This window comes from Thermodesulfobacteriota bacterium (assembly GCA_026415035.1).
Classification (GTDB): Bacteria; Desulfobacterota; BSN033; order BSN033; family UBA1163; genus RBG-16-49-23.
Genome location: JAOAHX010000008.1, coordinates 20,754 through 45,744, shown reverse-complemented (window position 1 = coordinate 45,744; position 24,991 = coordinate 20,754). Strand labels below are relative to the sequence as shown.

Below are 24,991 nucleotides of genomic sequence, written 5' to 3'. Positions count from 1 at the left end.
CAAAAAGAAGATGAATCGTCGCCTTCATAAATCCCTTTGGAAGCTCCTCCCTCCTCTGCTTTTGATGGGGTTCCTCTCTCTGGCCTCCGCCCGGGATTGGCGTCAGGCCATCGGTCCTTGGGATTGGTCCTTCCCAAGAGATCATGGTTCTCACCCTGAATTCAGGACCGAGTGGTGGTACTTCACGGGCCATCTGAGAGATGCTTCGAACAACCGCTTTGGATACCAGCTCACCTTCTTCCGGCAGGGGGCGCTCCCCAAGGCAAAGGATCCGGATCACCCCTGGTCGATTCGCGACATCTACCTGGCCCATTTTGCCCTGACCGATGTCTCCTCCAATCGTTTCTGGTATGCAGAAAGGGTTTCGCGGGAGGGTCCTGGGCTTGCAGGGGCCGCTCGAGACAGGATGGACGTCTGGCTCCTCAACTGGCTCGCCAAGATGGAGGGGAACCGGATCCACCTATCGGCCCGGCATCAGGAGATGGGGCTCTCCCTCCGCCTGGTGCCCCGCAAGCCCCTCGTCTTCCATGGAAGGAACGGACTCAGCCAAAAAGGGCCGAAGGAAGGCCAGGCCTCCTACTACTTCTCCTATACGAATCTCGCAACCGAAGGACTCATCAAAACGCCTCTTTCCAATTCCTCCATTCCTGTAAAAGGGACGAGCTGGTTTGACCATGAATTCGGTTCGAATCAACTCGCCCCCGATCAGGTGGGTTGGGACTGGTTCAGCCTCCACCTTTCGGACGGCCGGGAGCTGATGGTCTATTTTCTCAGGAGGAAGGACGGGACGATCGAAGCCTCCTCCTCGGGGACCCTGGTCAAGGCCTCGGGGGAGGCGATTCATCTCCAACTCAACGACATCAACCTGCAAGTCCTCGATTACTGGAAAAGCCCTCAGAGCGGTGGCAGATATCCGAGCCGATGGAGATTGAAGATCGCCTCGGAAAAGATAGAGGTAGAACTGACCCCCCTCGTCTCCGGCCAGGAACTCCTGACCCAAGGGTCCACCGGGATCGTTTACTGGGAGGGCGCGGTCGCCGGAAGGGGAACCGCGGGAGGCAGAGCGATCACCTGCGAGGGCTATGTGGAACTGACCGGCTACGCCGGAAGCTTAGGTGGAATCTTTTGAAAGGACTCGTTTAAATTACAATCCAATCCACCACCAGGGGATAGCGATCACCTTTGAATGAAAATATTGAATCGATGATCCGGCGTGGATCAAAACCCCTCTTACGGTCCTCGGATGCTCTTCCACAAAGGCGATTAAATTCCGCACATCATGGAAAGTAGGTTTCTGGGTCATCTTAACCTCAAAGGCAAAGAGGTTTTTGCCCTGCTCGAGGACGAAGTCCACTTCTTTTCCCGATGGGGTTCTCCAGTAAAAAAGAGAGGCCTTGGGGACCAACCATTCGCTCAGGACCTGTAAATGTAAAAAGATAAAGGACTCGAAGTAATGTCCGATCTCCCTCGCCTTCCTCAAAGACTCTTCATCGTAATATCCTGAAAGATAAATGCTCAGGCCTGGGTCCACGAAGAAACATTTAGGAGATTTTGTAATCCTTTTCGTTCGGGCAGGAAAGTAGGCTGGAATCCTTTTGACGAGGTTTGAGATTTCGAGAAGCTTCATATATCGATAAACCGTAGGTTGACTGACTCCGGTATCTCGACTGACCTCTGTCTGATTAAGTAAATTCCCTGTCCTGAGGGCGAGGGATTCCAGGACTCTTCTAAAATCGACCAAGGACTCGATCTGCGAAAGTTCTCTCAAGTCCCTTTCAAGATATGTCTTAACATAACCCTCCCACCAGAGTAGGACGTCTTTCCCCTCTGACAAATGCAGCAGGGGAGGCATGAAACCTTTGAGCATCAGGGGAACGGGATCTACTTCCTTCAACTCTTGTTCTTTGATCTTGAAATGGGTATGGAGAAGGTGAAGGAAATTTTGAGGCCTTTCGCCTTTTCCATACATTTCGCCATAGGTCATCGGATGCATCTCAAAGTAGATGGCTCTTCCTGCAAGGGTCTCGCTGATCCCTTTCATCAATAACAGATTCGAGGACCCGGAGATTAAAAAGCGGATCTTCCTTCTGCTACGGTCTACCGCAAGTTTCACAGCGCTAAAAAGCTCCGGAGCTTTTTGGGCCTCATCGAGGATGACCCGATCCGTGTCGATCCACAGGGAAGATGGATCTCTTTGGGCCTGGTGGAGCGCCGAGAAATCATCCAGGCTGAGGTATTTAAAATCTGGGAATTCGTTCTGCAGGAAGGTGCTCTTCCCGACCTGTCTCGCTCCAGAGACAATGACCACAGGAAATGTTTTGATCCCTGATTGGATCAGGGGGCCAATCCATCTTTTTCTGTAAAATAATTCATATTTTGAATGATCATTATTCATAGCTTGAATAATAATAAAAGGCGAGGAGGTTGTCAAGAGAGGAGGAAAGCAGTCTTTGGAATGGGCCCTCTTTGGAGAAATTTCTTTTGAAAATCGGGGCTCCATTTGGCTAAAATGGAATACAATGGATAAACCAAATCCCCGATCTTTTCTCACCAATCTCCGAGGGGATCTGCCATGGCCTAAGAAGCTATGGCTTTTGTTGAGGAACAACTGGATTAAGATCCGTCGCTTTCAGTCCTGCTGCGGCCATCCTGGAGAGCCGGGCTGTTGACAGACCGAGGAGGATCGGCCTCGGTGAGGCTTCTCAAGATCTCTGATGACCGAATGCGCATAGGAATTGTCCGAACCCTCGAATCCGTCTGCCGCTGTGCGGAGTCGATTGCCCAGGGTCTTGCCGCTCTCGGTCATGACGCCCTCATCGTCAACTCCGAGGAGATCGAATTTCAGGCAGACGATCTGGCCTGCCAATGTGACTTCATCATCGATCATACGGATACGTTCAAAGGCAGGGGATTCTTCCGGGCCCTCGTCCGGCTCCTGCTCGAGTCCCGAGGAGCCCGAATCGTGGGCTCGGATGCCAAAGCCTGTTTCCTTGCCGATGACAAGATGGCTTCGAAAGCGCGGCTTTCCACCGCGGGGATCCCGACGCCTCCAGGGATCCTTGTCCGCACAAAAGAATTCGAACTTCCTCAGTGGCTTGAACCCCCTCTGGTGCTCAAACCCGCCTTCGAGCATATGAGTCGTGGCCTCAGGCTCGCCCGAAATGAAAAGGAGCTTCACCTTCATGCAGCCGACCTGCTCCAACGGTATGGCCAACCTGTTCTGGTCGAAACCTATCTTAAGGGGCGGGAACTGGCCGTACCGGTGATTGCTGGTCCGAAGGGGTTAGAGGTCTTGACGATCCTCGAATGGCGACTGGAACATACCGGGAATGAGGTGCTCAGCGAAACCTTTAAAAAGGTGGATCCACCCGAAGAATCCATGAGGCCTGCCGACCTCCCGCTTAATCTTCGAGAGAGGATCGAGGCATTTGCACGCAAAGCCTTCGACGCCCTCGGTTTGAAGGACTACGCTCGCTTTGATTTACGGCTCACGGAGGATGGGACCCCTTATCTTCTCGAGGCCAATGTCACGCCGAGCCTCGAGATCGGCGAGGCCTTTGCCCGATCTGCCAGATGGTCGGGTTTGGATTATCCGACCCTTATCGGACGCCTCCTCTCCTCCGGCCTGAACCGGTATGGCCATATGGGTGGCCCAGAAAGGAGTCAGATGACCCTCGATCTCCCTTTTGGCCGCATCCTCCTCGATCTTCCTGAAGGCGTCCATATCCCACCCCCTTCGAGCATCGATCTGGCCAAGTTCCTTGACATTCGGAGGGATGAGAAGGTCCTTGACCTTGGGTGCGGAAGCGGGCTTTTCTCCATCGTTTCGGCCAAACTCGGTGCGAAAGAGGTGGTGGCGGTCGATATTGACCCCAAGGCCCTCGAGGCAACGGCCCTCAACGCCAAGCTCAACGGGGTGGCTGCCAGGATCCAGATCAAAGGAGGGTCTTGGTTTGAGCCGCTGAAGGAGAATCTCGATCGGTTCGACGTGGTCATCGCCACACCTCCCCAGACTCCTGGGCCCCGGCCCTTCGGCCCGCGCTACGGGGGGCTGCACGGAACAGACCATCTTTTTGCGATCCTTGAAAAGGTCCAAAGGTTTCTCCATCCTGAGCGGGGAAGGCTCTGGATGCTTGCCATCTCTCTGGCAGACCCCGAGGGATTATGGAAACGATTGGAGGAACGGTTTAAAGAGGTCAGGCTCGTTTATGAAACCGAGAGATTCTTCACCCCTGAGGAGTACGAGGCCATGGAGGCCGGCCTCTTCAATCACCTTCTTCAGTTGAGATCCTCCGGATTATCTCAATTCGAACAGGATTCGAATGGCAGATGGTTCTTTCGCAATCTCTTTATTCGGGCCAGAGGTCTCCGATGACCGCCAAAAGGCTCATCATCAACGCGGATGACCTCGGAGCCGATGAGGGGAGAAACGCGGGAATCTTTGAAGCCATCCAGGCGGGCATGGTGACCAGCGTGAGCATCCTTCCGAATGGCCCAGGGCTTCGGGATGCCATTGAAAGGATTCGTTCCAGCGCCTTTGGGCGTATCTCTTGGGGAATTCACCTCAATCTTTCAGAAGGAAGGCCCGTATCGACCAAGCCGTCACCGCTTCTCTGCCCCGAGGGGACGTTTCTGGGGAAACCAGCCTCGCAACGCCTTTTGATGACCCAAGGCGACCCCCTCCTTGAGGATGAGATCGGTCGTGAAATCGATGCCCAGATCACCCTCCTCAAAACATCGGGGCTTTCCCTTTCTCACATCGACGGCCATCAGCATATTCATGTATTTCCGGCCGTTTTAAAGGCCATGATCAGGGCTGCCCTGAAGCACGAGATCCCTTGGGTCAGAATCCCAGAGGAACCTATCTCGGATTTTGGGGAGGACCCTTTATCTCCCTCTGCCCTGGAAGAGGCCAGATTCTTCAGCCAGTTGGGCCAGGCCGCTCGGCCCTTCATCTTGGCCTCGGGACTCCATGTGCCGGATCATTTTTACGGTCTCTATCTAAAAAACCGCCCTTCCCTTCAGAGGGTGGAATCCTTTCTCGAGACTCTCCCCGATGGTCTGACCGAGTGGATGGTCCATCCCGGACGGAGGATAAAGGACCCTCCGCAGACCCCTTTCTCGGGGTTTTCGACCCAGGACAGGGAAGAAGAACTTAAGATATTGCTTGATGGCCATTTGCGTCTTATCCTAAAAAGAAAGGAGATCTTCTTGACCCCCTTTCCGGAGATCCTGAGTTGAGTCCCTCTCTCCGAATTCTAATTCTCACACCCACCGCCTATCCCACCCCGACCGGAAACGCCTCTACCACCGAGAGGTGGAGACGTTTTCTCTCCCGAGAAGGCCAAGAGGTCTTGGTAGTGGCAACCGAGGGTCTCAGCCCTATCGAGTTGGAACGGAGGCTAATCGACTTCAAACCCGAGATCGTTCACCTCCACCATGCCTACCGGACGGGATCCTTATTTCTGGCCCTACCTCAGGCGTTGGCCGGCCCTCCGTGGACCTTGGTGGTCTCCCCGGGGGGGACCGACCTTTCTCTCGATACCTACCAGAGGGATCGTCGGCCCATCATCACGAGGATCTTCGAGGGAGCAAAGGCGATTATCGCCCAGAGCGAAGAGATGATCCAACAGATAGGGCATTCCTATCCGGACGTTCGGGGGAAGGTCGCCTTCCTTCCCAAATCCTTCTGCTGGATGGGAGACGAAGCCTTCGACCTTCGGGAGGTGGCCCACTGCGGCCCGGAGGATATCCTCTTCTTTTATCCCGCGGGAATCCGTCCGGTGAAGGGAAATCTGAAAGCCCTGCTACTTCTCGAAAAGGTCCATCGTTTGAGGCCGAAGATCCGGGCGGTCTTCAGCGGCCCGGTCATCGATAAGGCCTATGGAGAAAGATTCAAGGCCGAGGTGAACCTCCTCTTTTTCTTTGCTCGATGGCTCTTCCTCATCCCCTTTCAGGCGATGCGTTCGGCCTACACCGGAGCGGATATCGTTCTCAATGCCTCTTCCTCCGAAGGCCTCTCCAACGCCCTCCTTGAGGCCAAAGCAGCGGGAAAGCCCATCCTGGCATCCGATATTCCGGGGAACCGATGGCCGGTTCGTGGAGGGGGAGAAGGGGCTCCCGCGGGACTTCTCTTCGATCCCGAATCGCCAGAACACTTCGTCCAGCAGGCCCTTCGTCTCATCGATGAGGAGGAACTTCGTCGGGCCCTCGGCGACAACGGGAGAGAACAGGCAGCCAAAATGCCGACCCCCGAAGAGGAAGCAAGGGGTCTGGTTCAGATCTACCAGGAGGCGTTAAAACAGGGGGGGAGGAGGGAGCCGGGGAGGTTCGATGGAAAAAATCAAACTGGGGATCAGCGCCTGTCTGCTCGGTCAGAACGTCCGCTATGATGGCGGACACAAATTGGACCGGTTTCTTCGCGACACCTTGGGCCGATATGTGGAGTACGTCCCCGTCTGCCCGGAGGTGGAGTGCGGCCTTCCGATCCCGAGGGAGGCGATGCATCTCGTGGGTCCGCCGGACTCCCCCCGGTTGTTGACGATCCAAACGAAAAGGGACCTCACCGACCAGATGGTTCGATGGGCCCGAAGACGGGTCGCCGAGTTGGAAAAAGAGGACCTCTGCGGTTTCATCTTCAAAAGCGACTCGCCCAGCAGCGGGATGGAACGGGTAAAGGTCTATAACGATAAAGGAATACCGGTAAAAAGGGGCGTGGGCGTGTTCGCGAGGATCTTTATGGAGCATTTTCCTCTTTTACCGGTCGAAGAGGAAGGCAGGCTCCACGATCCGAAGCTCCGGGAAAACTTCATCGAGAGGGTCTTCACCCTGAAGCGGTGGAGGGAGATGCTGGCCCGTAAGGAGAGCCGCGGTCCCCTCGTCCAATTCCACACCCAGCACAAGCTCCTCATCCTCTCCCACAGTCCCAAGCATTACCAGGTCCTTGGAACGCTGGTGGCGAAGGCCAAAGAGTTTCCCATCAAAGAGCTCTACCGGAAATACCAGGCCCTCCTCATGGAAGCCCTTCGACTCCAAACCACCCCAAAGAAACACGCCAACGTCTTGATGCACATGATGGGTTATTTCAGAGAAAACCTCTCTCCCGACGAAAAACAGGAACTCCTCGAGGTTATCGATCAGTATCGAAGAGGGATTCTTCCCTTGATCGTCCCCATCACCCTCATTCAACACTATGTCCGAAAATACGACCAACCCTATCTGAAAGAGCAGGTCTATCTCCACCCCCATCCCCTCGAGCTCCAACTCCGAAACCACGTCTGAACCCTTCCGTCCTCCCCCTCTGTTTCGATGTTTTAACCGGAATGGGAATCTGACCATCGGCAAATCACTCTTCATTTAGGTTCTTCGGGAATTCGTGTGGGAAATTACCTCCTTCCTGACGTCCCTTTAAATCCCCCTCTTAGCTTAGGGGGATAACGGGGGTTAAGGGGGAGGGAGGTTATAAAATTCACTCGGATGGATCCGGAATACAGATGAATGGATTTAGGCTAAACCTGACCAACCCATAACCCCTCCCCTCCTTTCCTTAATATAATGGAATATAATGGGATGGGACCCATTAAAAACCCGGAAGAGCCTTAATGCCTTAACATGCTTTTTAAGGATTGAGGTTCTTCCTTTAAGGGCATGCTAAAAGTTGAGCCGGCCTCGATACCGGCCTAAGGCCGAAGGGATCGAGGCCCACGGGAATCGCTAAGCCCAAATCCCTGCGATGGGATAGCCGCAGAACCGGCACTTCCCGTTTCTGATCTCGATGGCGGTCACCGAAAAGTGGGTTCGGTGGATAATCTTTTTCTGACATCGCGGGCAGAAGGTGGAATTCTTCTCGTGGCCAGGGACATTTCCGATGTAGACGTATTCCAGTCCCGCTTCTTTAGCGATCCGATGGGCCCGTTCAAGGGTCTCGATGGGGGTCGGTGGGAGGTGGGTCAGTTTATAATTCGGGAAGAACCGATTGAGGTGAAGGGGGATCTCTTTGCCGAGGTGGTTTCTGATCCAATGACACATCCTCTGGATATCGGCGGGATCGTCATTCAAGGTGGGAATGAGGAGGTTGACGATCTCGAGATGTCGGCCGTAGGATCGGATGGTCTTCAGGGTCTGAAGGACGGGCTCGAGTTCGGAGGAGGAGATGTCCGAATAGAACCTTTCGGTGAAGGCTTTCAGATCGACGGTGACGGCATCCATATATGGGAGCAGGGCAAGAAGGGGCTCTTTCCGGATGGAGCCGTTCGTATGGTAGAGGGTCTTGAGCCCCTTCTCCTTTGCGATCCTCACGATGTCGAGCATGTACTCATAGAAGACCGTGGGCTCCGAGTAGGTAAAGGAGACCGTTTCACAACGATATTCGATGGCCTTTCTTACGATCTCTTCGGGCCTCACCGTGACATAAGGGACCTCCTCCACGCCCTTCTGGGAGAGGTGCCAGTTATGACAGAATTTACAGCGAAAATTGCAGCTTGCCGTGGCCGTGCAAAAGATCTGGGTGCCAGGGATCATGTGGAAAGAGGGTTCTTTTTCGATGGGGTCGATCTGGAGGGCCGCTGCCTTTCCATAGGCGATGCTGTAAAGCGTGCCGTTCCAATTCTCCCGGTTTCGACAAAATCCCCTTCTTCCGGGAAAGATTTCACATCCCCTAAAGCAGAGATGGCATCGCACCCGACCCTGGGGGAGCTTCTGGTAGTGTAGAGCCTCCCGAAGGATCTCCGCCCTTTTTTCCCCACAAGCCCGAGAGGCTTTAAACAGGGTGATGAGAAAGCCGGGAAGGAGGGCCTGCCTCAGAAACCCTTCGCCAGCCTTCTTGAGAAACTCTCTTCGACTGACTCCCACCATCCTCAAAATTAAATGTAGAAGGAGCCAATTTTTTTGTCAATTGGATGCCCTGGCCTTAGGGGATCTGGGGTCGGCGCTTGAAAAAATTCTTTTAATTCTGTACCCTACAGTAAAATTTCCCGGTAGGAGGAATCCATGGCCCTGACCATCGTTCTCCTCGTCCTCGCGATCGTGATCGCTGCCGTTGTCATCTTCATCTACAACAAACTCGTTCGACTCAGGAATACGGTCAAGTCTTCGTGGTCGGACATCGATGTCCAGTGCAAGAAACGATTCGACCTCGTCCCCAATCTGGTGGAGACCGTAAAGGGATATGCTGCACATGAAAAAGCCGTCTTCGAGAAGGTGACCCAGGCGAGGACCATGGCCATGCAGGCAAACTCTCCTGCGGAGATGGCCAAGGCCGAGAACATGATCAGGGATACGCTCAAGAGCCTGTTTGCCGTTGCGGAGGCTTATCCTGAACTCAAAGCCAATGCCAACTTCATGCAGCTCCAGACCCAGTTGCAGGAATTGGAGAATAACATCGAATATGCCAGGCGATATTATAATGCGGTCGTTCGGGATTATAACACCCTCATCGAATCGGTTCCCTCAAATCTCATCGCCTCCCTCTTCGGTTTCAGACAGGCCGAATTGTTTCAGCTTGAGACCCCCGAGGTGGAAAGAAGGCCGGTGAAGGTGAGCTTTTCCTGAGCCGATTAAGCTCCATTGGGGGAAGGAAGAACCACCCTCTTCCCCTTCCCGAAGGTCCGGTCGAGGCCGAGGAGGAAAGATGGCGTTTCATCAATTCCTTTTCATCCTTCTCATCTGCGAGCTCACCCTATTTCATACTCCCCTCTTCGCCCAGCACTTCACCATCACCCGGTTCCACGCCGATATCTCCATTCGGAAAGACTCCTCTTTTATTGTCCGTGAGACGATCGAGGTGAAGTTCCACCAACCCAGGCATGGGATTTACCGGGAGATCCCCTTCAAATATAAGGATGAGTTCGGCCGGACGATCACCACACCGACGACCGTCCTGTCCGTGAAAGATGGATCCGGAAATCCCTGGAAGTATCAGGTCAAAAAATCGGGTTCGGTCATTCATATCCGGATCGGTGATCCCAAGCGGTTTGTCTCCGGAGACCAGACCTACGTGATCACCTACCAGGTGGAGAATGCCGTCCTCTTTCTCGATGATCACGATGAGCTTTACTGGAACGTGACCGGGAATGCCTGGAAGGCCGATATCCTCAAGGCCTCTGCAGAGGTCTTTCTTGCGACAAAGGAGGAGAGCAAGAATGTATGGGCGGCCGGATTCACGGGAACTTACGGCTCCAAAGCCTCGGAGTGTGACGTTGAAGCGAACGATCATCGGGGGAAATTTATTGCCCGCAAGAGCCTGGCACCCGGAGAGGGCCTGACGGTTGCCTTTGGATGGGATAAAGGGCTCGTCTCCCCTCCTCCTTCCTGGAAGAAATTTTTATGGAGGATCAACCTTCAGGAGAATTGGGTCTTTTTCCTTCCCATGGTCTCCTTTCTCTTTATGTTCAATCGCTGGTACAGGAAGGGGAGAGACCCGAGAGTGAGAGAGGCTGTTACTGTTGCCTACGAACCCCCAAAAGTGGGGAGCCGTTTTCTCACTCCGGCAGAGGCAGGAACCCTGCTCGATGAAAAACTGGATCCGAGGGACATCACCTCGACGATCGTTGGACTTGCGGTCAAGGGTTACATCCAGATCGAAGAGGTGAAGAAGGAAGGGTTGATCTTTGACCGATCGGATTTCTATCTCAATAAAATCAAAGAGCCTGATAGCGGACTTAGTTCTTTTGAGTCAGAACTGATGAAACGCCTCTTCTCCTCGGCCTCCCCCCGCCTCTCCGTATCCAGTTTGAAGAATCAATTTTACAAGGAATTACCCTCCCTGAAGAAGACCCTCTATGGGGAGCTCGTCAAAAATAGATATTTTCTCGTCAATCCCGAGAAAGTCCGAACCCTCTATTTTCTCGTGGGATTTCTCATCATCGTCTTCGGAGGCTTTGTCCTGGCGTTCCTCTCTCCCGCCTCGATGTGGAAGGGGTTTGTGACAGCGGGGCTGACCGGGCTTCCCGTCCTTTTCTTTGGCCGGCATATGCCGGCCAAAACCAAAGCCGGTGCCCTGGCCTATATGGCGATTTTGGGATTTCAGGAGTTTATGAATCGCGCAGAGAAAGACCGGCTCGAGCGGATGGGAGATAAAGACCTCTTCTCGAGATATTTACCCTATGCCATCGCCCTCGATGTCGCGGACAACTGGGCAGAGGCCTTTGAGGGGATTTATCAGGAGCCGCCCTCCTGGTATATCTCTCCAGGAGGATTAAGGACCTTTCACCCGGTCGGTTTTACCCGTTCCATGGAGGCGGTGGCCTCGAGTCTCGGTGCCGCGATGTTTTCCGCTCCCAGAGGAAGCAGCGGCGGAAGGGGTGGGGGCGGCTTCGGGGGAGGGGGCTTTTCAGGAGGGGGCTTCGGCGGCGGCGGAGGGGGAAGCTGGTGACGGCCGCGTTTCCCTTTTTAAGGGGCGTGGCGGTTCGGATCCTCGGAGGTCGAATCGGCTCCATGACCCAAGGCCGTTTCCCAACCTTACTAATAAGAGGGGATCTCAAATTCATACAGGTCCGCATGGGACCCGAAATAGATCTGTCTTCCTCCAATGGCCATCCCAGCCGTAACCGGCACAGGAGGTTTGCCTAAGGGAAAGACCTCATCGCGGCCAGGCTGGATAAAGAAGATCATCTCCCGAGTAAGCCCGTAAAGCAGTCCCTCCGGTCCTCTCTGAAGGGAAACCTCTACCGGGTTTTTCAATCCGAGGGGGAAGATCGACCTCACCGTCCTGCTTGCGGGGTCGAAGACAAAGACCTTCTCGTTGTCGGTGATCCCAAAGACGAGGCCATCTGGGGTCGCGGCAAGGGAGAGGATGGTCTTGGCCTCTGGAACGGGGATGGTCTCAAAAACTTTCTTCTCCTTCCTGGGATCCCAGAGGAGAAGCTTGGCCTCCTTCTCGAGGGCACGGGTCCCTCCGCCACCCCGGACCGAACTCCCGGCCACGATCAGATTTAGGGATTCTACAAAGGCCAAGGAGGCAAGGCTCTGGTTCGGTACGACGTCTCGGTAGACCCGTTTCTCACCCCTCTCAGGATCATAAACGTTCAGGGCTCCTCCATGAAGTCCATAATCCGGATAACTTCCGACATAGACCTTGCCCTGGGGGCCTGCGATCATCGCCCTCGGCCGATCCTGCCCCTCTCCGAAGGGTCCCAGGTCCCTCGGATTGGCCTCTGGGCCATCTCCAAAATGGAGAGGTTTGGCAGGATCGTAAACCGAGAGCCTGGCGGATGGATAGGCGCAGAGATAGAGTTTGCCACCTAAAGGCCCCATCGAATAGATCTGGCCTGTCGAAAAAGAGGCCTTGCCAAGGTTGGCCATTCTCCCCGTCTGGGGGTCATAATTGAATAGCCTCAGGGGGAGCATGCTGCTTCCATAAATCCTTCCCTCAGGGCCCGATCCCACCAAAAAGAGAAAAGCCCCAGAGGCTTCGTGCCTCAAAACGATCTCCCGCACCTCCCCGGTGGCCGGGTTTTCGATCCTCAGAAGGTGGGGATCGATCAGATGGAAACGCCTCCCGTCAGGAAGACCCACCCTCGGAAACGGGATCTCCGATTCGGAGACGGCGACGAGATCCGTTCCCTTTTCGGCCCGGTACCACCTTCCCGAGGGAAGCTTCGCATAGACCTTTCCATCCCTTCCCTTGGTGAGGTGAAGCCAGCCCGGCTGCCGCTCCGTGGAGGGGAGGAGGGACCGTTTCGCCTTCGTGGCCGGGTCGAAGACGACGATGTCCGTCCTCGAAAACCGGATCGCACAATAGATCAAACCGTCCTCGCCGGCGGTCGGATAGCAGTAAAACTCCTTCTCGTCCATCCGGCCATGATCTTCCATCTTTCCTGTCTTCGGATCGTAGGAGAAGAGTTTTGCTGAAGGGAAGGTCCCTCCCCAGATCTTTCCATCCGGCGCTGTGGTGAGGCTGCAGATGAAAGACTCGCCCTCTCCAGCTGGCCGACCCAGGTCTTCCCATCGCTCCGTTTTCGGGTCGAATCGGAGGAGGTGGGCACGGTAATAGGTGCCGAGATAGATCCGGCCTTCCTGATCGAGCGCAAAGCCCCAAGACCCCATCTCACTGGGCAGGGGGCCGTTGAACTGTCGGACCTCCCCTGTATCGGGAGAGACCGAGAGGAGGGCGACCGATTCCTGGTAGCGACCTAGCACCACATAGAGGGTATCCATCCTCCCGGACTTTCCTGGGCCGACATAAACGCCCCAGGGAATACCCTCCTGAATGGGTGTTCCGAGGCGTCGAAAGGCATGGGAGGGATCGCCCTGAACCGAGAGGGAGAAGATCAGGATTTTAAGGAGGATGGCTTTGAGGTGAGCCCCCCTCATCGAGGTTTTCTCGTGACGCGGAGAGGTCAGACCTGACCTTTGAGGTCGAAGACCGTTTCCTCCCCTTCGGAGTAATCTGGGGTCTCCAACGGAGGATGGTCGGAGTCTAAGGGCATCGTCACCGAAACGGCGTTTGTTTTCTTCTGCCGGGACCGCCACCTGGACCTCTGAGCCTTCCGCTCCTTCGGGGATTTCTTCTCTGTCGATTCCGCAGGCGGTTCCTTCTTCTCCTCCTTTCCGAAGCCGACGATGACATAGGTGCCGCTGCGGGCGTCGGTCCTCAGACGAACGATCCCCTCCTTTTCCGCATCCTCGAGGAGATCACTGAAGGTCCGGTAGCCGTGGTAGGACTCGTTGAAGGAGGGCTTCTTCCGCTTCATCGTCTCCTTGACAAGCGAAGACCAGAGGACCTCCTTATTCTCACGGACCAGGGCAAGGACGGAATCGACCAGGAGTTGAAAGGCCTCCTTCTTCTTCTCGGGAAGGTCCTTCTCGATCTTGGGAGGGGTCCCGATGGAACGCTCCAGGTCTTCGTAGTAGATAAACTCGTCGCAGTTGTCGATCAAGAGGTTGGAGCTTGACTCCTTCATCCCCAGCCCGATGACCCGCTTCCCGTTCTCCTTCAGTTTGGAGACCAAGGGCGAGAAGTCGCTGTCGCCCGAGACGATGACGAAGGTGTCGATGTGTTCCTTGGAATAACAGAGGTCGATGGCATCGACGCAGAGCCGGATGTCGGCCGAATTCTTTCCGCTCATCGAGCGCTTCGGAATCTCGATCAACTCGATGGCCGCCTCGTGGAGGGGCTTCTTATATTCGGCATATTCCGCCCAGTCGGCGTAGGCCTTCTTCACGATGATCTTCCCCTTCTCGACCAGCCGTTCGAGGACCTTCTGGATGTCGAAGCGTTTCTCCTTCTTCCCCTTGAACCCGAGGGCGAGGTTTTCGAAATCGATGAAGACCGCCAAGGTATGTTCTGCTTCCGCCATAGAGTTCCCCTCGTCAAAATCATCCTACAACCTATTCTTAAATTTGTAAACCCCCTGATTGGGTCAACCCGGAGGAGGGAGAAGATAGCCCTTTCTTTCTAACCCCCTCTTCAGCTCCTGGATGTGTTGCGGGCCGCGGGTTTCGAGGATGAGAATCACCTTTGAGAATCCGATGGGGATGTCCCGGGCAGCCCGCTCATGGACGATATGGAGAATGTTGGCCTGATGTCGGGCGATCTCGCCTGTCAATTCGGCCAGCGCCCCCGGGACGTCCCTCAGAAGGACCTGGAACCGTGCCATCCTGCCGGTGCGGCTCAGCCCTTTCTCGAGGATCCGATCGAGAAGGTGGAGGTCGATATTGCCTCCGCTGATCACCAAGACCACGCGTCGGGGTTTGATCCGGGCCCTATGAGACAGGAGGGCGGCAAGGGTTGCGGCGCCCGCCCCTTCGGCCACGATCCGTTTCCTCTCCATCAAAAGGAGGATGGCCGAGGCGATCTCCTCTTCGCTGACCAGGACCATCGCATCGACCTTCTGCTGAAGGATGGGAAAGGCGATCTCCCCGATCCTTCCCACGGCGATCCCGTCGGCCAGCGTCGGTTTTACCTTCGCCTCTATGATCTTCCCCCGTTTGAGGGACCGGTAAGCCCCAGGGGCATGGTTGGCCTGCACCCCGATGACCGTCACCCGGGGCCTTCGCTCCTTGACGATCGTGGCAATCCCCGAGATCAATCCTCCTCCGCCCACGGGGACGACGATCCCTTCCACCTCCGGGAGATCCTCGAGGATCTCCAGGCCGATCGTCCCCTGGCCCGCGATCACCTCTTCGTCGTCGAAGGGGTGGATGAGAACCCTCCCCGCCTTCGCCATCTCCCGGGCGTGGGCGAGGGCCTCGTCGGTATCCCGGCCGAAAAGGACGACCTCTCCGCCATAGGCTTTTGTGGCCACCTGCTTGGCAAGAGAGGCCCCAAAGGGCATCACGATCGTCGAATGCATCCCCAGAAGGGATGAGGCATAAGCGACGCCCTGGGCATGATTTCCGGCCGAGGCGGCCACCACCTGATTCGACCGGCTCGAATCGGCCAGGCAGGACAGTTTGTAATAGGCCCCCCGGATCTTAAAGGAGCCGGTCTTCTGGAGATTCTCCAATTTGAGGTAGACCTCTTTTCCGGTCATCTTGGAGAGGGTCTCGGAATGGATGATCGGCGTCCGGAGGACGACCTTTCGCACCTTTTCTTCCGCCCTTTCGATCTCTTTTGAGAGTTCCATCAGACCGCTCGATTCCCCTTTGGAACGAGGTGGCCCAACCGAGAGAGGCTCAGACCCTTTCAATGTCGAGGTCTCAGCAGGGTGACCCTCGGCTTTCGGGAGACGGGATGCTCGTCCACCCATACCTCACAGCCATAAACCTCTTCGATCGCCTCCCGGGTGATCACTTCGGCAGGATGGCCCATGTTGTAAATCTTTCCGTTCCGGAGAAGCACGAGCCGATCGCAATATTCGGAAGCGATATTCAGGTCGTGGAGGGCCATGACGATCGTCAGGCCTCTTTCCCGGTTGAGGGCGAGGAGGAGGTTTAGAAAATCGGCCTGGTGATGGATGTCGAGGTTGGCCGTGGGTTCGTCAAGAAGGATCACCTCCGGTTCCTGGGCGAGGGCCCTGGCGATGAAGACCCGCTTTCGTTCGCCGCCCGAAAGCTCATCGATCAACCGGTTCTGAACCGGGAGGGTTTCGGTCCACTCCATCGCCCTTTTGGCAATCTCCAGATCCCCTGGGCTCTCGAAGAGGAGATGGTTGATATAGGGAGAACGCCCCATCAGCACTATTTCTATCACACGGAAGGGAAATAGGGAATACGTCTCCTGGGGGACCACCGCGATCCTCCGGGCAATCTCTCTGCGCCCCATCTCCCTCAAGGGGATGGAATTGATGAGGACCTCGCCCCGCTGTGGGGTGAGGACGCGGCAGAGGAGCTTCAGCAGGGTGCTCTTTCCCGAGCCGTTGGGACCGATTACGCCGAGAAATTCACCCTTTTCGATCCGGAAAGAGATCTCCTCAAGGACCCAATCCTTGCGGTAGCGAAAAGCGATTGAGCGGAGGTCGATCATAGGGGCCTCACCCCCACGCTTCTCCTGAGAAGGTAAAGAAAGAAGGGCCCGCCGAAGGCCGCGGTGATCACCCCAACGGGGAGTTCCACGGGAGAGAGAATCGTCCTCGCCAACGTATCGCAGAGGATGAGATAGGAAGCTCCGATCAGGCCAGAGGCAGGAAGCAAGAGCCTGTGGTCTGGACCGAAAAGGAGCCGGGTGGCATGGGGGATGATCAGCCCGACAAATCCGATGAGACCGCAGAGGGAGACGGAGGCTGCGGTGATCAAGGAGGCGCAGAGATAGGAGATGACCTTCAATCGCTCCACCTCCACCCCCAATTGGAGGGCGCTTTCCTCGCCCGAAAGGATTAGATTGAGCTGGCGTGACCGCCGGTAAAGGATGAAAAAGCCTATGGCGAGATAAGGCAGGATGATGAGGGGCGACCGAGGATGAGTGAAACTAAAGTCTCCCATTAACCAAAAGACGATCGTTCTAAGCTCCTCCCTCTGCGAGATGGAGAGGAAGAACATGATGAGGGCCGAAAGAAACGACCCTGTAATCACACCGGCCAGCAGAAGGGTATTGGGATGGATCCGGCCATCCTGCTTTCCAAACTGGAAGACGAGGCCGATCGTGAGGACCGCTCCGGCAAAGGAGGCCAGGGGGAGTCCGAAGGAGAGGCTCCCCCAACCGAGGAGGATGGCGAGGATCGCTCCCACGGCCGAGCCGCTCGATACGCCGAGGATATAGGGATCGGCCAAAGGGTTTCTCAGAAGGGCCTGGAAGATGGCGCCCGAAAGAGAGAGCCCGGCTCCCACCCCCGCTGCGAGCAGCACCCTGGGGAGACGGATGGAGAGGAGGATTGCGGCCTCGGTCTCTGTCCCCTCCCCCGGACGGCCCCAAAATGATTCGACAAGGATGGAAAGGCTGCGCCGTGGGTCGAGCTTGACGCTACCCACCATGACCGAAGTGAGGACGATGGCCATCAGGAGGAGGGTGAGGATAGCGCAGATCGAGATCACTTTTTTAGGCCGAAGGACGTTCAATGGGATCTTTTGGCGATTATCGGAGAAAACCATCGGTCTCTATCCGAGCCAACTTCTTGGAAGGGCTATGGAGGGATCGTTTTGGGGAACCGGTTCGGATGGATGGCCTTTGCCATCTCCTCCAGGCCCTCTACGATCCTCGGGGAGGGTCGATCGATCAGGTCGGAGTCGATCAGGTGGACCCTCTTTGTCCGGACCGCAGGGATCGTCTTCCAGCGCTCCCAGTCCTGAAGGGCCTTTTGATAGTTTCCCTTCGGGTTCATGGAGCTGATGAGGATCACCTCCGGAGATCTCCTCAGGATCTCCTCCATGCCCCATCTGGGATAGGCCTCGCGGTCCTCTCCTGCAACGTTCTCCCCCCCGGCGAGGCGGATGAGGTCGTCTCCAAAACTTCCTTTTCCAACCGTCACGATGGGCTGTTCCCCGATCTGGAGAAAGACCCGTGGCCGGGGAAGTCCTTGGGTCGCCGCCACCACCTTCTCCTTCCTCTTCTGCAGGGACCGGATGAGGTGAAGCGCCTCTTTCTCCCTTCCTACCACCTGACCCACATGGCGGATACTCTGAAAGACATCGTCCACCCTCTTTGGAAAGATGACGAAAGAAGGGATCCCCAACCGTTCGAGACGTTCCACGACCTCCTTTGGGTTTCCCGCGCCAGTGGCGATGATCAGGTCTGGCCTTAGCGAGAGCACTCTTTCGACGTCGATCTGGATATAACTTCCCACCCTCGCCTTGGTCTTCGCCTTTTCCGGATAATTACAGTGGATCGAAACCCCGACCACCTCCTCATCAAGGCCGAGGCTGAAGAGGATTTCGGTGATGTTGGGGGCAAGGGAGACGATCCTCCGAGGAGGAAAAGGAAGGGCCACCTCCCTTCCCACTTCGTCCCTGAAGGTGAGGGTCGCGGGATAGGAGACCGAAGCGGCGAGGAGGGGCGAGAAGAGGAGGGCGATTGGCCAAAACGTGGCCCAAATCTTTGTAAGAGAGATGCAAAATCTTTTCATCGAAGCCTAAAGAGCACAGGGATGTTGACCCATACGGAGACAGGGGTTTCGCCCATCCTGGCCGGGATAAACCTCCATTCCTTGACCGCAGCCACTGCCGATTGATCCAGGATCTTATATCCAGAGGAACGCTTCACCTCGATCTCTCCTACCCTGCCATTGGAGAGGACCTCCACTCTGAGAAGAACCTCGCCCTCGAAGCCCAGTCTCTTTGCCTCTTTGGGATAAGGGGGTTTTGGATTGCTGGCGTATCGGGGTTGGATCAGGACAGGCTCATTTGCTGGGAGGGAAGGGGATCGCTTCATTAGGCCGTCGGAGGGGTTTCCCATGTCGGTTGGAGAAACAACGCTTCCGGGGGAGGCGACCAGAACCCTCTCGGAATGGTTCTCCTCTTTCTTCGGTATCTCCCCTTCGATCGGGAGAGACGGGGTGAGGTTTAAAGACAAGGCAACGGCCTCGGTCTGAGCAGGTAGGGGAAGTGGAGGAACCTCTGTCGGGTGGTCCTGCCATTTATCCTCCCTCTCCTCCAGAGTTCGTTCTCGCCCCTTCTCGCCCAATTCCTCTCCTCTCCTTTCGGAACGCTTGAGGGTCCTTTCGACTTTTCCGCCTTCGGGCGTTCTTCGTTCCTCTTTGGCCTCCTGCAGAAAGGAGACCTCCAAGTTGACCTTGGAGAAGGTCGGGGCTTTCCCCTCCTGCGTGATGAGGGAAAGGAGACCCACGAAGAAGAGGTGGGTTCCCAACGATAGGGGTAAGAAGCGTTTAACTATGGAGGAGCGCTCCATGTTGCGAATTCTAAGGTGGCATAAAAAAACCCGCTCTTCGGAAGAAAGAGCGGGTTTTTTTATTTTAAATGACCCTTCACAGCCTTCCACCGAAGACCTATGCGTGAAGCGCATCCAGGCAGGTTTTCTGACTGACGGATCGACCTACTCGGCCCAACGTCCTTTGGGCCTCCCTGCCCCTTCCCAGTCTTTTATTCAAAGACCAGTGGTCTTCGGCAGGTTTCGTCCCCGATCACAGCGGCGTGGCCGTCCCCGACTCTCACGGGGTTCCCTCTCCTGAATGCCTATAGAAATTTATATCACATGGCCCGATGGGGTGTCAAACTTGGGATCACAATCCCCTTCACCAGCGCAATTCCAGCTCGAGTCTCTCTCCTGAAGGTAAAATCTGTTTGGGGGGGTCGATTCGAATTCTCAATTGGATAGGCTCTCCAGGGGCCGGTCGCTTCGCTGTGATTTCAAGGGATTGGGGAAACTGGCGGCCAGATCGTTCATAGAACCGAAGGAAGGCCTCCCTCAGCTTCTCTTCGAGGGTGGAGGGAGAGAGATCCGATCCGAGATGATCCCGGCACCCGAGTAGGAATTGAGAGGTCCTGGAGAGGAAGAGTTGCCAGCTCAAGGCCGTTCCTCCAGCCGTTGTCTCACGGGGAATAAAGGCAATGTCTCGGTTCAGAAACGAGGCCAGCGGAATGATCCCGATCCGGATCAGCTGGTCGATCCTCTCGTCACCGAAATCGGCCTCGGTCGCAATCCCCCGGTCGTTCCCTATGAGATGGGTGGCTAAATCGGTCAACCGAAGGCTCTGCCAGTCGGTGAATCGGGTGGGCCAGCCGAATTGGAGATGGCTGAGGAGGATGAGGCTGGCGGCAGCCCATACGGGAGAGATCCAAAGGGGATCAGATTCGGTGAAGGGCAGGGATCGCACCCGATTGTCCGGGCCATAGGGATATCGGATCAAAAATCGATTGCAGAAAAGGCCGATCCATCTCGAGGAGGTGAGCCCTCTCAGGCGTCGCCATTTGGCAAAAGCGGGCTCATCGATATAGTGGGGGAGGAACGGGAGCTTGTCCATCTCCTCCCAACGTTCGAGAAAGAGAAATTTGGGGCTCACCCAGCAGAGCGTGGGGACGAGGAGGGTTTCGGAAAAGAGGGCCACTTTTTCAAGGAGTTCCAATTTCCTCATCGAGTGGTCAAAGGGGAGGTCGAGAATGACCAGGGAGGGCAGGTCGTCGAGCTTCGAGAGGGTGAGATGATCGAGGATCTCCTCAAGGGTTTCAAAGGAGACCGGGAGGATTTCGAAAGCGACCTCCTTCTCCGATTTGGCTTGCCTCAGGAGGAAGTGGAGGCCTTGGTGAGTCGATTCTACCTTTCGGAATTCGGGGTCGGAGAAGATCTGCCTCAAGACCTGTTGGAGGAATGAATCGATCTGGGTTGAAAGAGGCACAGCGGCTGCCGGGGAGGCAGTTTCCTCCCCGGGCATGGCGACCATCTCTAAGAGACGGTCCACCGGGCTTGAGGCGTGTTCCTGGGTCCGGGAGGGAGGAGGGCGGAGGTCGAATGGAAGGTCTGGCCAGTTTTGGAGTTGGCGATAGACCTCTTCGTCAGGCAGTCCCTGGGCCTTCGAGGTGTGAACGAGCCTTTTCGCATCGAGGAGATTCTTGAGAGAGGAATGGTGTTCGAGGAGGGAGTCTGGGTGGAAGTCCTTTAACCTCCGGATAGGGAAAGCAAGTCGATCCCAGGCGCAGAGGTTCCCGGGAAGGGCGATGGAAAGCTGGAGATGGAGGGCTTCGATGGCCTGATCGGGCTGCTCGGGATCGACCCGAATCGGGTCCCGAAACATGACCTCCTCTCCCGAGGGGACAAAAGGGCCCAAGGCCAGGACCTTGAAGGGGAGTGAGGGAATGGACATCGTGACCTCCTGCGGGGAGGGGCCGGCTCCCGGATCAGGATTTAAAGATCTTTTTTAACTTCGAAAGGACAGATTTTTCTTCCGATGGCTCCGGGGAAGTCTTTGGGGCCTCCATAGGCGCTTCCTCTTTGACTTCCTCCACCTCGCCCAGGCGGCCCTCGCCGAAGAATCGAAAGAAGGGTCCTTGGGGGGTCAGTGCCAGTTCGTCGCTTGCCTTTAAAGGGGCCTGGAAGTCGATGGGCCTTCGGTCGATATGGACCAATTTCTGGCCGGTCAGGTCTCTGACGTAGTATTGGCCCTCGCTGAAAAAAATCTGGGCGTGTTGGTCATGGAGGGCGGGATGTTCCAAGGGATAGTCGCAGGCAGGGCCTTTTCCGATGGTGACGGGTAATTGTTTGAAAGAGCGGATGGTGGGTCCGTACTGGATGATCAGCGGTACTTTAACCACCTGAGGGGAGACCTCCGAAATCTTTGGTTCGGGAGGTGGGGAGGGTATGGAAGGTTTCTCGATCCGGGGCGGCTCTCCTCCAACCTCCTTTTCGGTCACACGAGGGGGTGGGACGGGCACCGCCTCGCTTTCGAGGCTCCCCTCTGCCATCCGGGTGAGGAAACTCACCTGAGGCCCTCCCTCGCCGAACATCAGGACATCTCCGTCTTTCAGGAAAATCTCCTTCACCCTTTTCCCATTCACGTAGGTGCCGTTGGTGCTGTGATCGATCAGCTTAAATTGATTGCCCTCGCGGACGATCTCGGCATGCTGGCGGGAGATATAGGTGAGATCTCCGGGAAAACGGAGCTGGCTCGAGGGATGTCGGCCGATGGTGATGGAAGGGCTCGAAAACTCCGCCTCCTTCCCGTTCACAGGCAAGGGCCCTTTGATGTGGAAAAATTGGGCTATGATTAACGGGGCTTTCTTCATCGGTCCGAATAAATTATAACCAACCCGTCCCCCGGGTCAAGAAAAATTATTGCCAATACAGAGACAATTTTTGTATAATGAGTCATGTTTGAAATACGGTCTTACGGCAGGTCCGATCCGGGCTTGAAACGGGCCAACAACGAAGACGCCTTCCTCATAAAACCCGAATTAAATCTCTTTGTGGTTGCCGATGGCATGGGGGGGGCGGCCGCAGGGGAAGTCGCAAGCCAAATCTTTATCGATACCGCCCTCGAGGTCTTTTCCACCTCAATCCTACGCCCCGGAGAGGAGAGCTCCAGGTCGGTCCAAAAGGCCTTCCAGCTTGCCAATGAAAAGATCCTGAAATATTCGGCCACCCATCCCCATCATCAGGGCCTCGGTTGCACGGCAGAACTGATCACCTTCTCGAATCAGACCTACGTCTTAGGCCATGTGGGCGATAGCCGGACCTACCTCCTGAGAAAAGGAGAATTGAGACAGCTGACCCGGGACCACTCTTATCTTCAGGCACAGATCGATCAGGGGCTGCTCCAGAAAGAGGAGGCAAAACACCATCCCATGCGGCACGTCATCCTCCGGGCCGTTGGCATTGAAGAGGCCTTAGCCTTGGATTTGATCAGAGGGAGGGTCTTTCCGGGCGACCTCTTTCTGCTCTGCTCGGATGGGTTGACCGATATGGTGGAGGATGATGAAATCTTGAACCTCCTCCACTCCTCCCTCCGCCTCGATCAAAAAGGGGAGGGCCTGATCGATCTGGCCAAGGCCGCAGGGGGAAAGGACAATATCACCGTGGTCTTGTGCGAGATGGAGGAAAGGTGAGGCCGAACCGATGTCGGGCTGTTCTCCTCTGGCTCCTCTTGATCTTCTCCGCGAGCCCTGTTTTCCCTCGGGCCGAAGAGAAGCTTCTCCCCCTTCCCGTAAGAGAGATCGAGCATCTCCTCGTCCGATGGCTTCTCCAAGGGGGCTTAGAGGTTCACCGACAGGAGAGGGAAGGGTTGGAGATTCACCTCAGGGGAATCAAAAAAGAGAAGGAGGTGTTGGTCCTCGTCCTCAGGCCGAAATCGGCCTTAGCCACCCAGGTCCAGGTCCTTCGTGGGGAAGGGGAGATGAGAACTTCGGAGGAGGTCCTGGCTGACCTTGAGGCCTTTCTTGAGGGCCAATTCAAAGAAGAATGTCCGAGAGCCTCCGAGAAAGTTTCTGAGACGATTCCACAGAAAGTCCAGCAGAAAATGGAGGCCCTGGTCTGTCTGGGCGTCTCCAACGGGAAGGAAACGATGCAGTTTACCGGCTTCGTCGCGGACCGCAAAGGCCTCATCCTATCCACCGCGCACGATCTCAAAGGCATCTCGGAGGTCTCGGTCACCCTTCCGGATGGACGGATCCTACGGGGTTCCATCAAGAAGATCGATCCCCGCCGGGATCTGACTCTGATCGATATCCGCTCGAAATGGAATGTCTCGGTTCCCCTTTCGCCCATTCGGAGACCCCTCCAACACGGAGATAAAATCTTCGCCCTCGGCTGTCCCAATCATACGAGACGCTTCCTCACCGGTACGATCGACGGCCCCATGAGGTGGGTCAATGATCTTCCCCTTTATCAGGCGGAAATGGAGATTCAACCGGGAAGCAGCGGAAGCCCCGTCTTTGACCGTGAAGGGCATTTGGTGGGGATGATCAAGGGGAGGTATCGGGGGGTTTCGGGGATCGGGTTTCTCATCCCCGTCTCCACCCTCGCGGACTTCATGAAGGATTGACCCTTGATGAAATACGGCCGTTACGAGATTATCGAAGAGCTGGGCAAAGGGTCGATGGGGGTCGTCTATAAGGCGTACGATCCCCAGATCGACCGGTCCATCGCCCTCAAGGTGCTCCGGGAAGACCGGGTCACCAGCGAGGCCTTTGTCCAACGCTTTCTGAAAGAAGCCAGGGCGATCGGCAGGCTTTCCCACCCGAACATCGTGACGATCTATGATGTAGGGGAAGACCATGGGACCATCTTCATCGCCATGGAGCTCCTCGAAGGGATCCCGCTAAATCGGGTGGTTCAGGAGGGAAAGGTCTCTTTTCAGGAGATCGCCCGTTGGGGGGCCCAGATCGCCGAAACCCTCGGTTATGCCCATCAGAAGGGGATCGTCCACAGGGATGTGAAACCGAGCAACATCCTCCTCCAAAAAGACGGCCAGATCAAGATCACCGATTTCGGAATCGCCCACATCGAAGACCCTTCGGCCCTGGTTCAGACGCAAGCCGGGGAGATCCTGGGCACCCCAGCCTACATGTCGCCAGAGCAGGTCCAGGGGCGTCCGGTGGATGGCCGTTCGGACCTCTTCTCTTTGGGCATCGTGCTCTACGAACTGGCCACCCGTCAGAGGCCCTTTGTGGGCGAAAATATGTCGGCCATCTTCCAGGCCATCGTCCAGGCCCATCCTCCCGAGCCTTCCCAGATCAACCCGTCCATTCCCCCGAAACTGTCTCAAACCATTTTGAGATGCCTCAAAAAGGGGCCGGAGGAACGCTTCCAAACGGGTTCTGCCCTGGCCCGGGCCTTGCTGGAATCGGTCGAAGAGAAGCCCTCCGTCTCCCAAGAGGAGAAAGGGGCGAGATCGCGCTTTCTCCCCATGCTGATATTGGTTCTGATGCTTTTGGGCCTGGGGGGGACAGGCTATTGGTTTGTCACTTCGAAAGGGTCGAAACCGGATGTCGTGGAAAAGGTCCTCCTGGGCTCGTTGAGGATCGAGAGTCATCCCCTCGGAGCACAGGTCTTCATCGACGGTGCTTTTAAAGGGAATGCCCCTTTAACCTTGAGCCTTCCGGTCGGCAAGCATGAGGTTCGGATCACCCATCCAGACCACCACGACTGGGAGGCGCAGGTCCAGATCACCGAGGAAGGAGAAACCCCTTTGCAGGTGCGGTTGATTCCCATCCGCGAAGGGAATAGATGAGG

General features: G+C 56.0%; 20 protein-coding genes, 1 pseudogene and 1 riboswitch. Of the genes and pseudogenes, 10 read left to right on the top strand and 11 right to left on the bottom strand.

Annotated features, from left to right (window positions below; all coding sequences use genetic code 11):
* The first annotated feature begins 10 nt into the window (after positions 1 to 10).
* Positions 11 to 1,129: a carotenoid 1,2-hydratase gene (locus N3G78_06675; protein MCX8117593.1), complete on the top strand. Its 1,119-nt coding sequence runs from the start codon at positions 11 to 13 to the stop codon at positions 1,127 to 1,129.
* 15 nt (positions 1,130 to 1,144) lie between these two features.
* On the opposite strand, the gene N3G78_06670 is transcribed toward N3G78_06675, so the two are convergent.
* A complete protein-coding gene (locus tag N3G78_06670) occupies positions 1,145 to 2,308 on the bottom strand; it encodes an ATP-binding protein (protein MCX8117592.1) in 1,164 nt (387 codons plus the stop codon).
* Positions 2,309 to 2,692: 384 nt separating this feature from the next.
* Between N3G78_06670 and N3G78_06665 the strand changes: the two genes are divergently transcribed.
* The 4 genes from N3G78_06665 to N3G78_06650 are packed head-to-tail and all read left to right on the top strand — an operon-like array spanning position 2,693 to position 7,281.
* The gene (locus N3G78_06665; protein ID MCX8117591.1) at positions 2,693 to 4,375 is read left to right on the top strand and encodes a 50S ribosomal protein L11 methyltransferase; all 1,683 of its coding nucleotides are present in this window, start codon (positions 2,693 to 2,695) and stop codon (positions 4,373 to 4,375) included.
* A complete protein-coding gene (locus N3G78_06660) occupies positions 4,372 to 5,241 on the top strand; it encodes a ChbG/HpnK family deacetylase (GenBank protein MCX8117590.1) in 870 nt (289 codons plus the stop codon). Before N3G78_06665 ends, N3G78_06660 begins: the two co-directional genes overlap by 4 nt.
* A complete protein-coding gene (locus N3G78_06655; GenBank protein ID MCX8117589.1) occupies positions 5,238 to 6,392 on the top strand; it encodes a glycosyltransferase family 4 protein in 1,155 nt (384 codons plus the stop codon). The genes N3G78_06660 and N3G78_06655 overlap by 4 nt, the downstream gene beginning before the upstream one ends.
* Positions 6,334 to 7,281, top strand: a complete 948-nt coding sequence (locus tag N3G78_06650) for a DUF523 and DUF1722 domain-containing protein (protein MCX8117588.1) — start codon at positions 6,334 to 6,336, stop codon at positions 7,279 to 7,281. The genes N3G78_06655 and N3G78_06650 overlap by 59 nt, the downstream gene beginning before the upstream one ends.
* A 432-nt stretch (positions 7,282 to 7,713) precedes the next feature.
* Here N3G78_06650 and amrS read toward each other — a convergent pair whose 3' ends face one another.
* Positions 7,714 to 8,850: an AmmeMemoRadiSam system radical SAM enzyme gene (amrS, locus tag N3G78_06645; GenBank protein MCX8117587.1), complete on the bottom strand. Its 1,137-nt coding sequence runs from the start codon at positions 8,848 to 8,850 to the stop codon at positions 7,714 to 7,716.
* A 138-nt stretch (positions 8,851 to 8,988) separates the two neighbouring features.
* Between amrS and N3G78_06640 the strand changes: the two genes are divergently transcribed.
* Entirely contained in the window at positions 8,989 to 9,549 is a 561-nt protein-coding gene (locus tag N3G78_06640; GenBank protein ID MCX8117586.1) for a LemA family protein, read from the top strand.
* 79 nt (positions 9,550 to 9,628) lie between these two features.
* Positions 9,629 to 11,371 carry a DUF2207 domain-containing protein gene (locus N3G78_06635; GenBank protein ID MCX8117585.1) on the top strand — a complete coding sequence of 581 codons (1,743 nt, stop codon included), beginning with the start codon at positions 9,629 to 9,631 and terminating at the stop codon, positions 11,369 to 11,371.
* Between the two features lie 89 nt (positions 11,372 to 11,460).
* Here N3G78_06635 and N3G78_06630 read toward each other — a convergent pair whose 3' ends face one another.
* From N3G78_06630 to N3G78_06590, 9 genes and pseudogenes are all read right to left on the bottom strand, one after another.
* Positions 11,461 to 13,311 (bottom strand): hypothetical protein, encoded by a 1,851-nt coding sequence (locus N3G78_06630; GenBank protein ID MCX8117584.1) that lies wholly within the window; start codon positions 13,309 to 13,311, stop codon positions 11,461 to 11,463.
* A 248-nt stretch (positions 13,312 to 13,559) separates the two neighbouring features.
* Positions 13,560 to 14,297: pseudogene (locus N3G78_06625) on the bottom strand (NYN domain-containing protein).
* A gap of 63 nt (positions 14,298 to 14,360) precedes the next feature.
* A complete protein-coding gene (gene ilvA, locus N3G78_06620; GenBank protein MCX8117583.1) occupies positions 14,361 to 15,566 on the bottom strand; it encodes a threonine ammonia-lyase in 1,206 nt (401 codons plus the stop codon).
* 59 nt (positions 15,567 to 15,625) lie between these two features.
* Positions 15,626 to 16,405, bottom strand: a complete 780-nt coding sequence (locus N3G78_06615; protein MCX8117582.1) for an ABC transporter ATP-binding protein — start codon at positions 16,403 to 16,405, stop codon at positions 15,626 to 15,628.
* Positions 16,402 to 17,466 (bottom strand): iron ABC transporter permease, encoded by a 1,065-nt coding sequence (locus N3G78_06610; protein ID MCX8117581.1) that lies wholly within the window; start codon positions 17,464 to 17,466, stop codon positions 16,402 to 16,404. Before N3G78_06610 ends, N3G78_06615 begins: the two co-directional genes overlap by 4 nt.
* Positions 17,467 to 17,498: 32 nt before the next feature.
* Positions 17,499 to 18,437 carry a cobalamin-binding protein gene (locus tag N3G78_06605; protein MCX8117580.1) on the bottom strand — a complete coding sequence of 313 codons (939 nt, stop codon included), beginning with the start codon at positions 18,435 to 18,437 and terminating at the stop codon, positions 17,499 to 17,501.
* Positions 18,434 to 19,177, bottom strand: coding sequence for an energy transducer TonB (locus tag N3G78_06600; GenBank protein ID MCX8117579.1), 744 nt, complete (start codon positions 19,175 to 19,177; stop codon positions 18,434 to 18,436). Before N3G78_06600 ends, N3G78_06605 begins: the two co-directional genes overlap by 4 nt.
* Positions 19,178 to 19,318: 141 nt before the next feature.
* Positions 19,319 to 19,522, bottom strand: a riboswitch (cobalamin riboswitch).
* A 40-nt stretch (positions 19,523 to 19,562) separates the two neighbouring features.
* Positions 19,563 to 21,128 (bottom strand): type VI secretion system contractile sheath large subunit, encoded by a 1,566-nt coding sequence (locus tag N3G78_06595; GenBank protein ID MCX8117578.1) that lies wholly within the window; start codon positions 21,126 to 21,128, stop codon positions 19,563 to 19,565.
* Between the two features lie 34 nt (positions 21,129 to 21,162).
* The gene (locus N3G78_06590; protein ID MCX8117577.1) at positions 21,163 to 22,047 is read right to left on the bottom strand and encodes an FHA domain-containing protein; all 885 of its coding nucleotides are present in this window, start codon (positions 22,045 to 22,047) and stop codon (positions 21,163 to 21,165) included.
* An 84-nt stretch (positions 22,048 to 22,131) separates the two neighbouring features.
* Between N3G78_06590 and N3G78_06585 the strand changes: the two genes are divergently transcribed.
* Genes N3G78_06585 through N3G78_06575 form a run of 3 tightly spaced genes read left to right on the top strand, consistent with a single transcriptional unit; the run spans position 22,132 to position 24,989 of the window.
* Positions 22,132 to 22,866: a Stp1/IreP family PP2C-type Ser/Thr phosphatase gene (locus tag N3G78_06585; protein ID MCX8117576.1), complete on the top strand. Its 735-nt coding sequence runs from the start codon at positions 22,132 to 22,134 to the stop codon at positions 22,864 to 22,866.
* Positions 22,863 to 23,801, top strand: coding sequence for a serine protease (locus tag N3G78_06580; protein MCX8117575.1), 939 nt, complete (start codon positions 22,863 to 22,865; stop codon positions 23,799 to 23,801). Before N3G78_06585 ends, N3G78_06580 begins: the two co-directional genes overlap by 4 nt.
* Before the next feature lie 6 nt (positions 23,802 to 23,807).
* Positions 23,808 to 24,989 carry a protein kinase gene (locus tag N3G78_06575; protein MCX8117574.1) on the top strand — a complete coding sequence of 394 codons (1,182 nt, stop codon included), beginning with the start codon at positions 23,808 to 23,810 and terminating at the stop codon, positions 24,987 to 24,989.
* Positions 24,990 to 24,991 lie beyond the last annotated feature (2 nt).

Excerpts from the sequence above, each read along its gene's own strand:
- N3G78_06675 (MCX8117593.1), top strand. The coding sequence starts at position 11 with ATGAATCGTCGCCTTCATAAATCCCTTTGGAAGCTCCTCCCTCCTCTG.
- N3G78_06660 (MCX8117590.1), top strand. The coding sequence starts at position 4,372 with ATGACCGCCAAAAGGCTCATCATCAACGCGGATGACCTCGGAGCCGAT.
- N3G78_06650 (MCX8117588.1), top strand. The coding sequence starts at position 6,334 with ATGGAAAAAATCAAACTGGGGATCAGCGCCTGTCTGCTCGGTCAGAAC.
- N3G78_06640 (MCX8117586.1), top strand. The coding sequence starts at position 8,989 with ATGGCCCTGACCATCGTTCTCCTCGTCCTCGCGATCGTGATCGCTGCC.
- N3G78_06635 (MCX8117585.1), top strand. The coding sequence starts at position 9,629 with ATGGCGTTTCATCAATTCCTTTTCATCCTTCTCATCTGCGAGCTCACC.
- N3G78_06630 (MCX8117584.1), bottom strand. The coding sequence starts at position 13,311 with ATGAGGGGGGCTCACCTCAAAGCCATCCTCCTTAAAATCCTGATCTTC.
- ilvA (MCX8117583.1), bottom strand. The coding sequence starts at position 15,566 with ATGGAACTCTCAAAAGAGATCGAAAGGGCGGAAGAAAAGGTGCGAAAG.
- N3G78_06615 (MCX8117582.1), bottom strand. The coding sequence starts at position 16,405 with ATGATCGACCTCCGCTCAATCGCTTTTCGCTACCGCAAGGATTGGGTC.
- N3G78_06610 (MCX8117581.1), bottom strand. The coding sequence starts at position 17,466 with ATGGTTTTCTCCGATAATCGCCAAAAGATCCCATTGAACGTCCTTCGG.
- N3G78_06605 (MCX8117580.1), bottom strand. The coding sequence starts at position 18,437 with ATGAAAAGATTTTGCATCTCTCTTACAAAGATTTGGGCCACGTTTTGG.
- N3G78_06595 (MCX8117578.1), bottom strand. The coding sequence starts at position 21,128 with ATGTCCATTCCCTCACTCCCCTTCAAGGTCCTGGCCTTGGGCCCTTTT.
- N3G78_06590 (MCX8117577.1), bottom strand. The coding sequence starts at position 22,047 with ATGAAGAAAGCCCCGTTAATCATAGCCCAATTTTTCCACATCAAAGGG.
- N3G78_06585 (MCX8117576.1), top strand. The coding sequence starts at position 22,132 with ATGTTTGAAATACGGTCTTACGGCAGGTCCGATCCGGGCTTGAAACGG.
- N3G78_06575 (MCX8117574.1), top strand. The coding sequence starts at position 23,808 with ATGAAATACGGCCGTTACGAGATTATCGAAGAGCTGGGCAAAGGGTCG.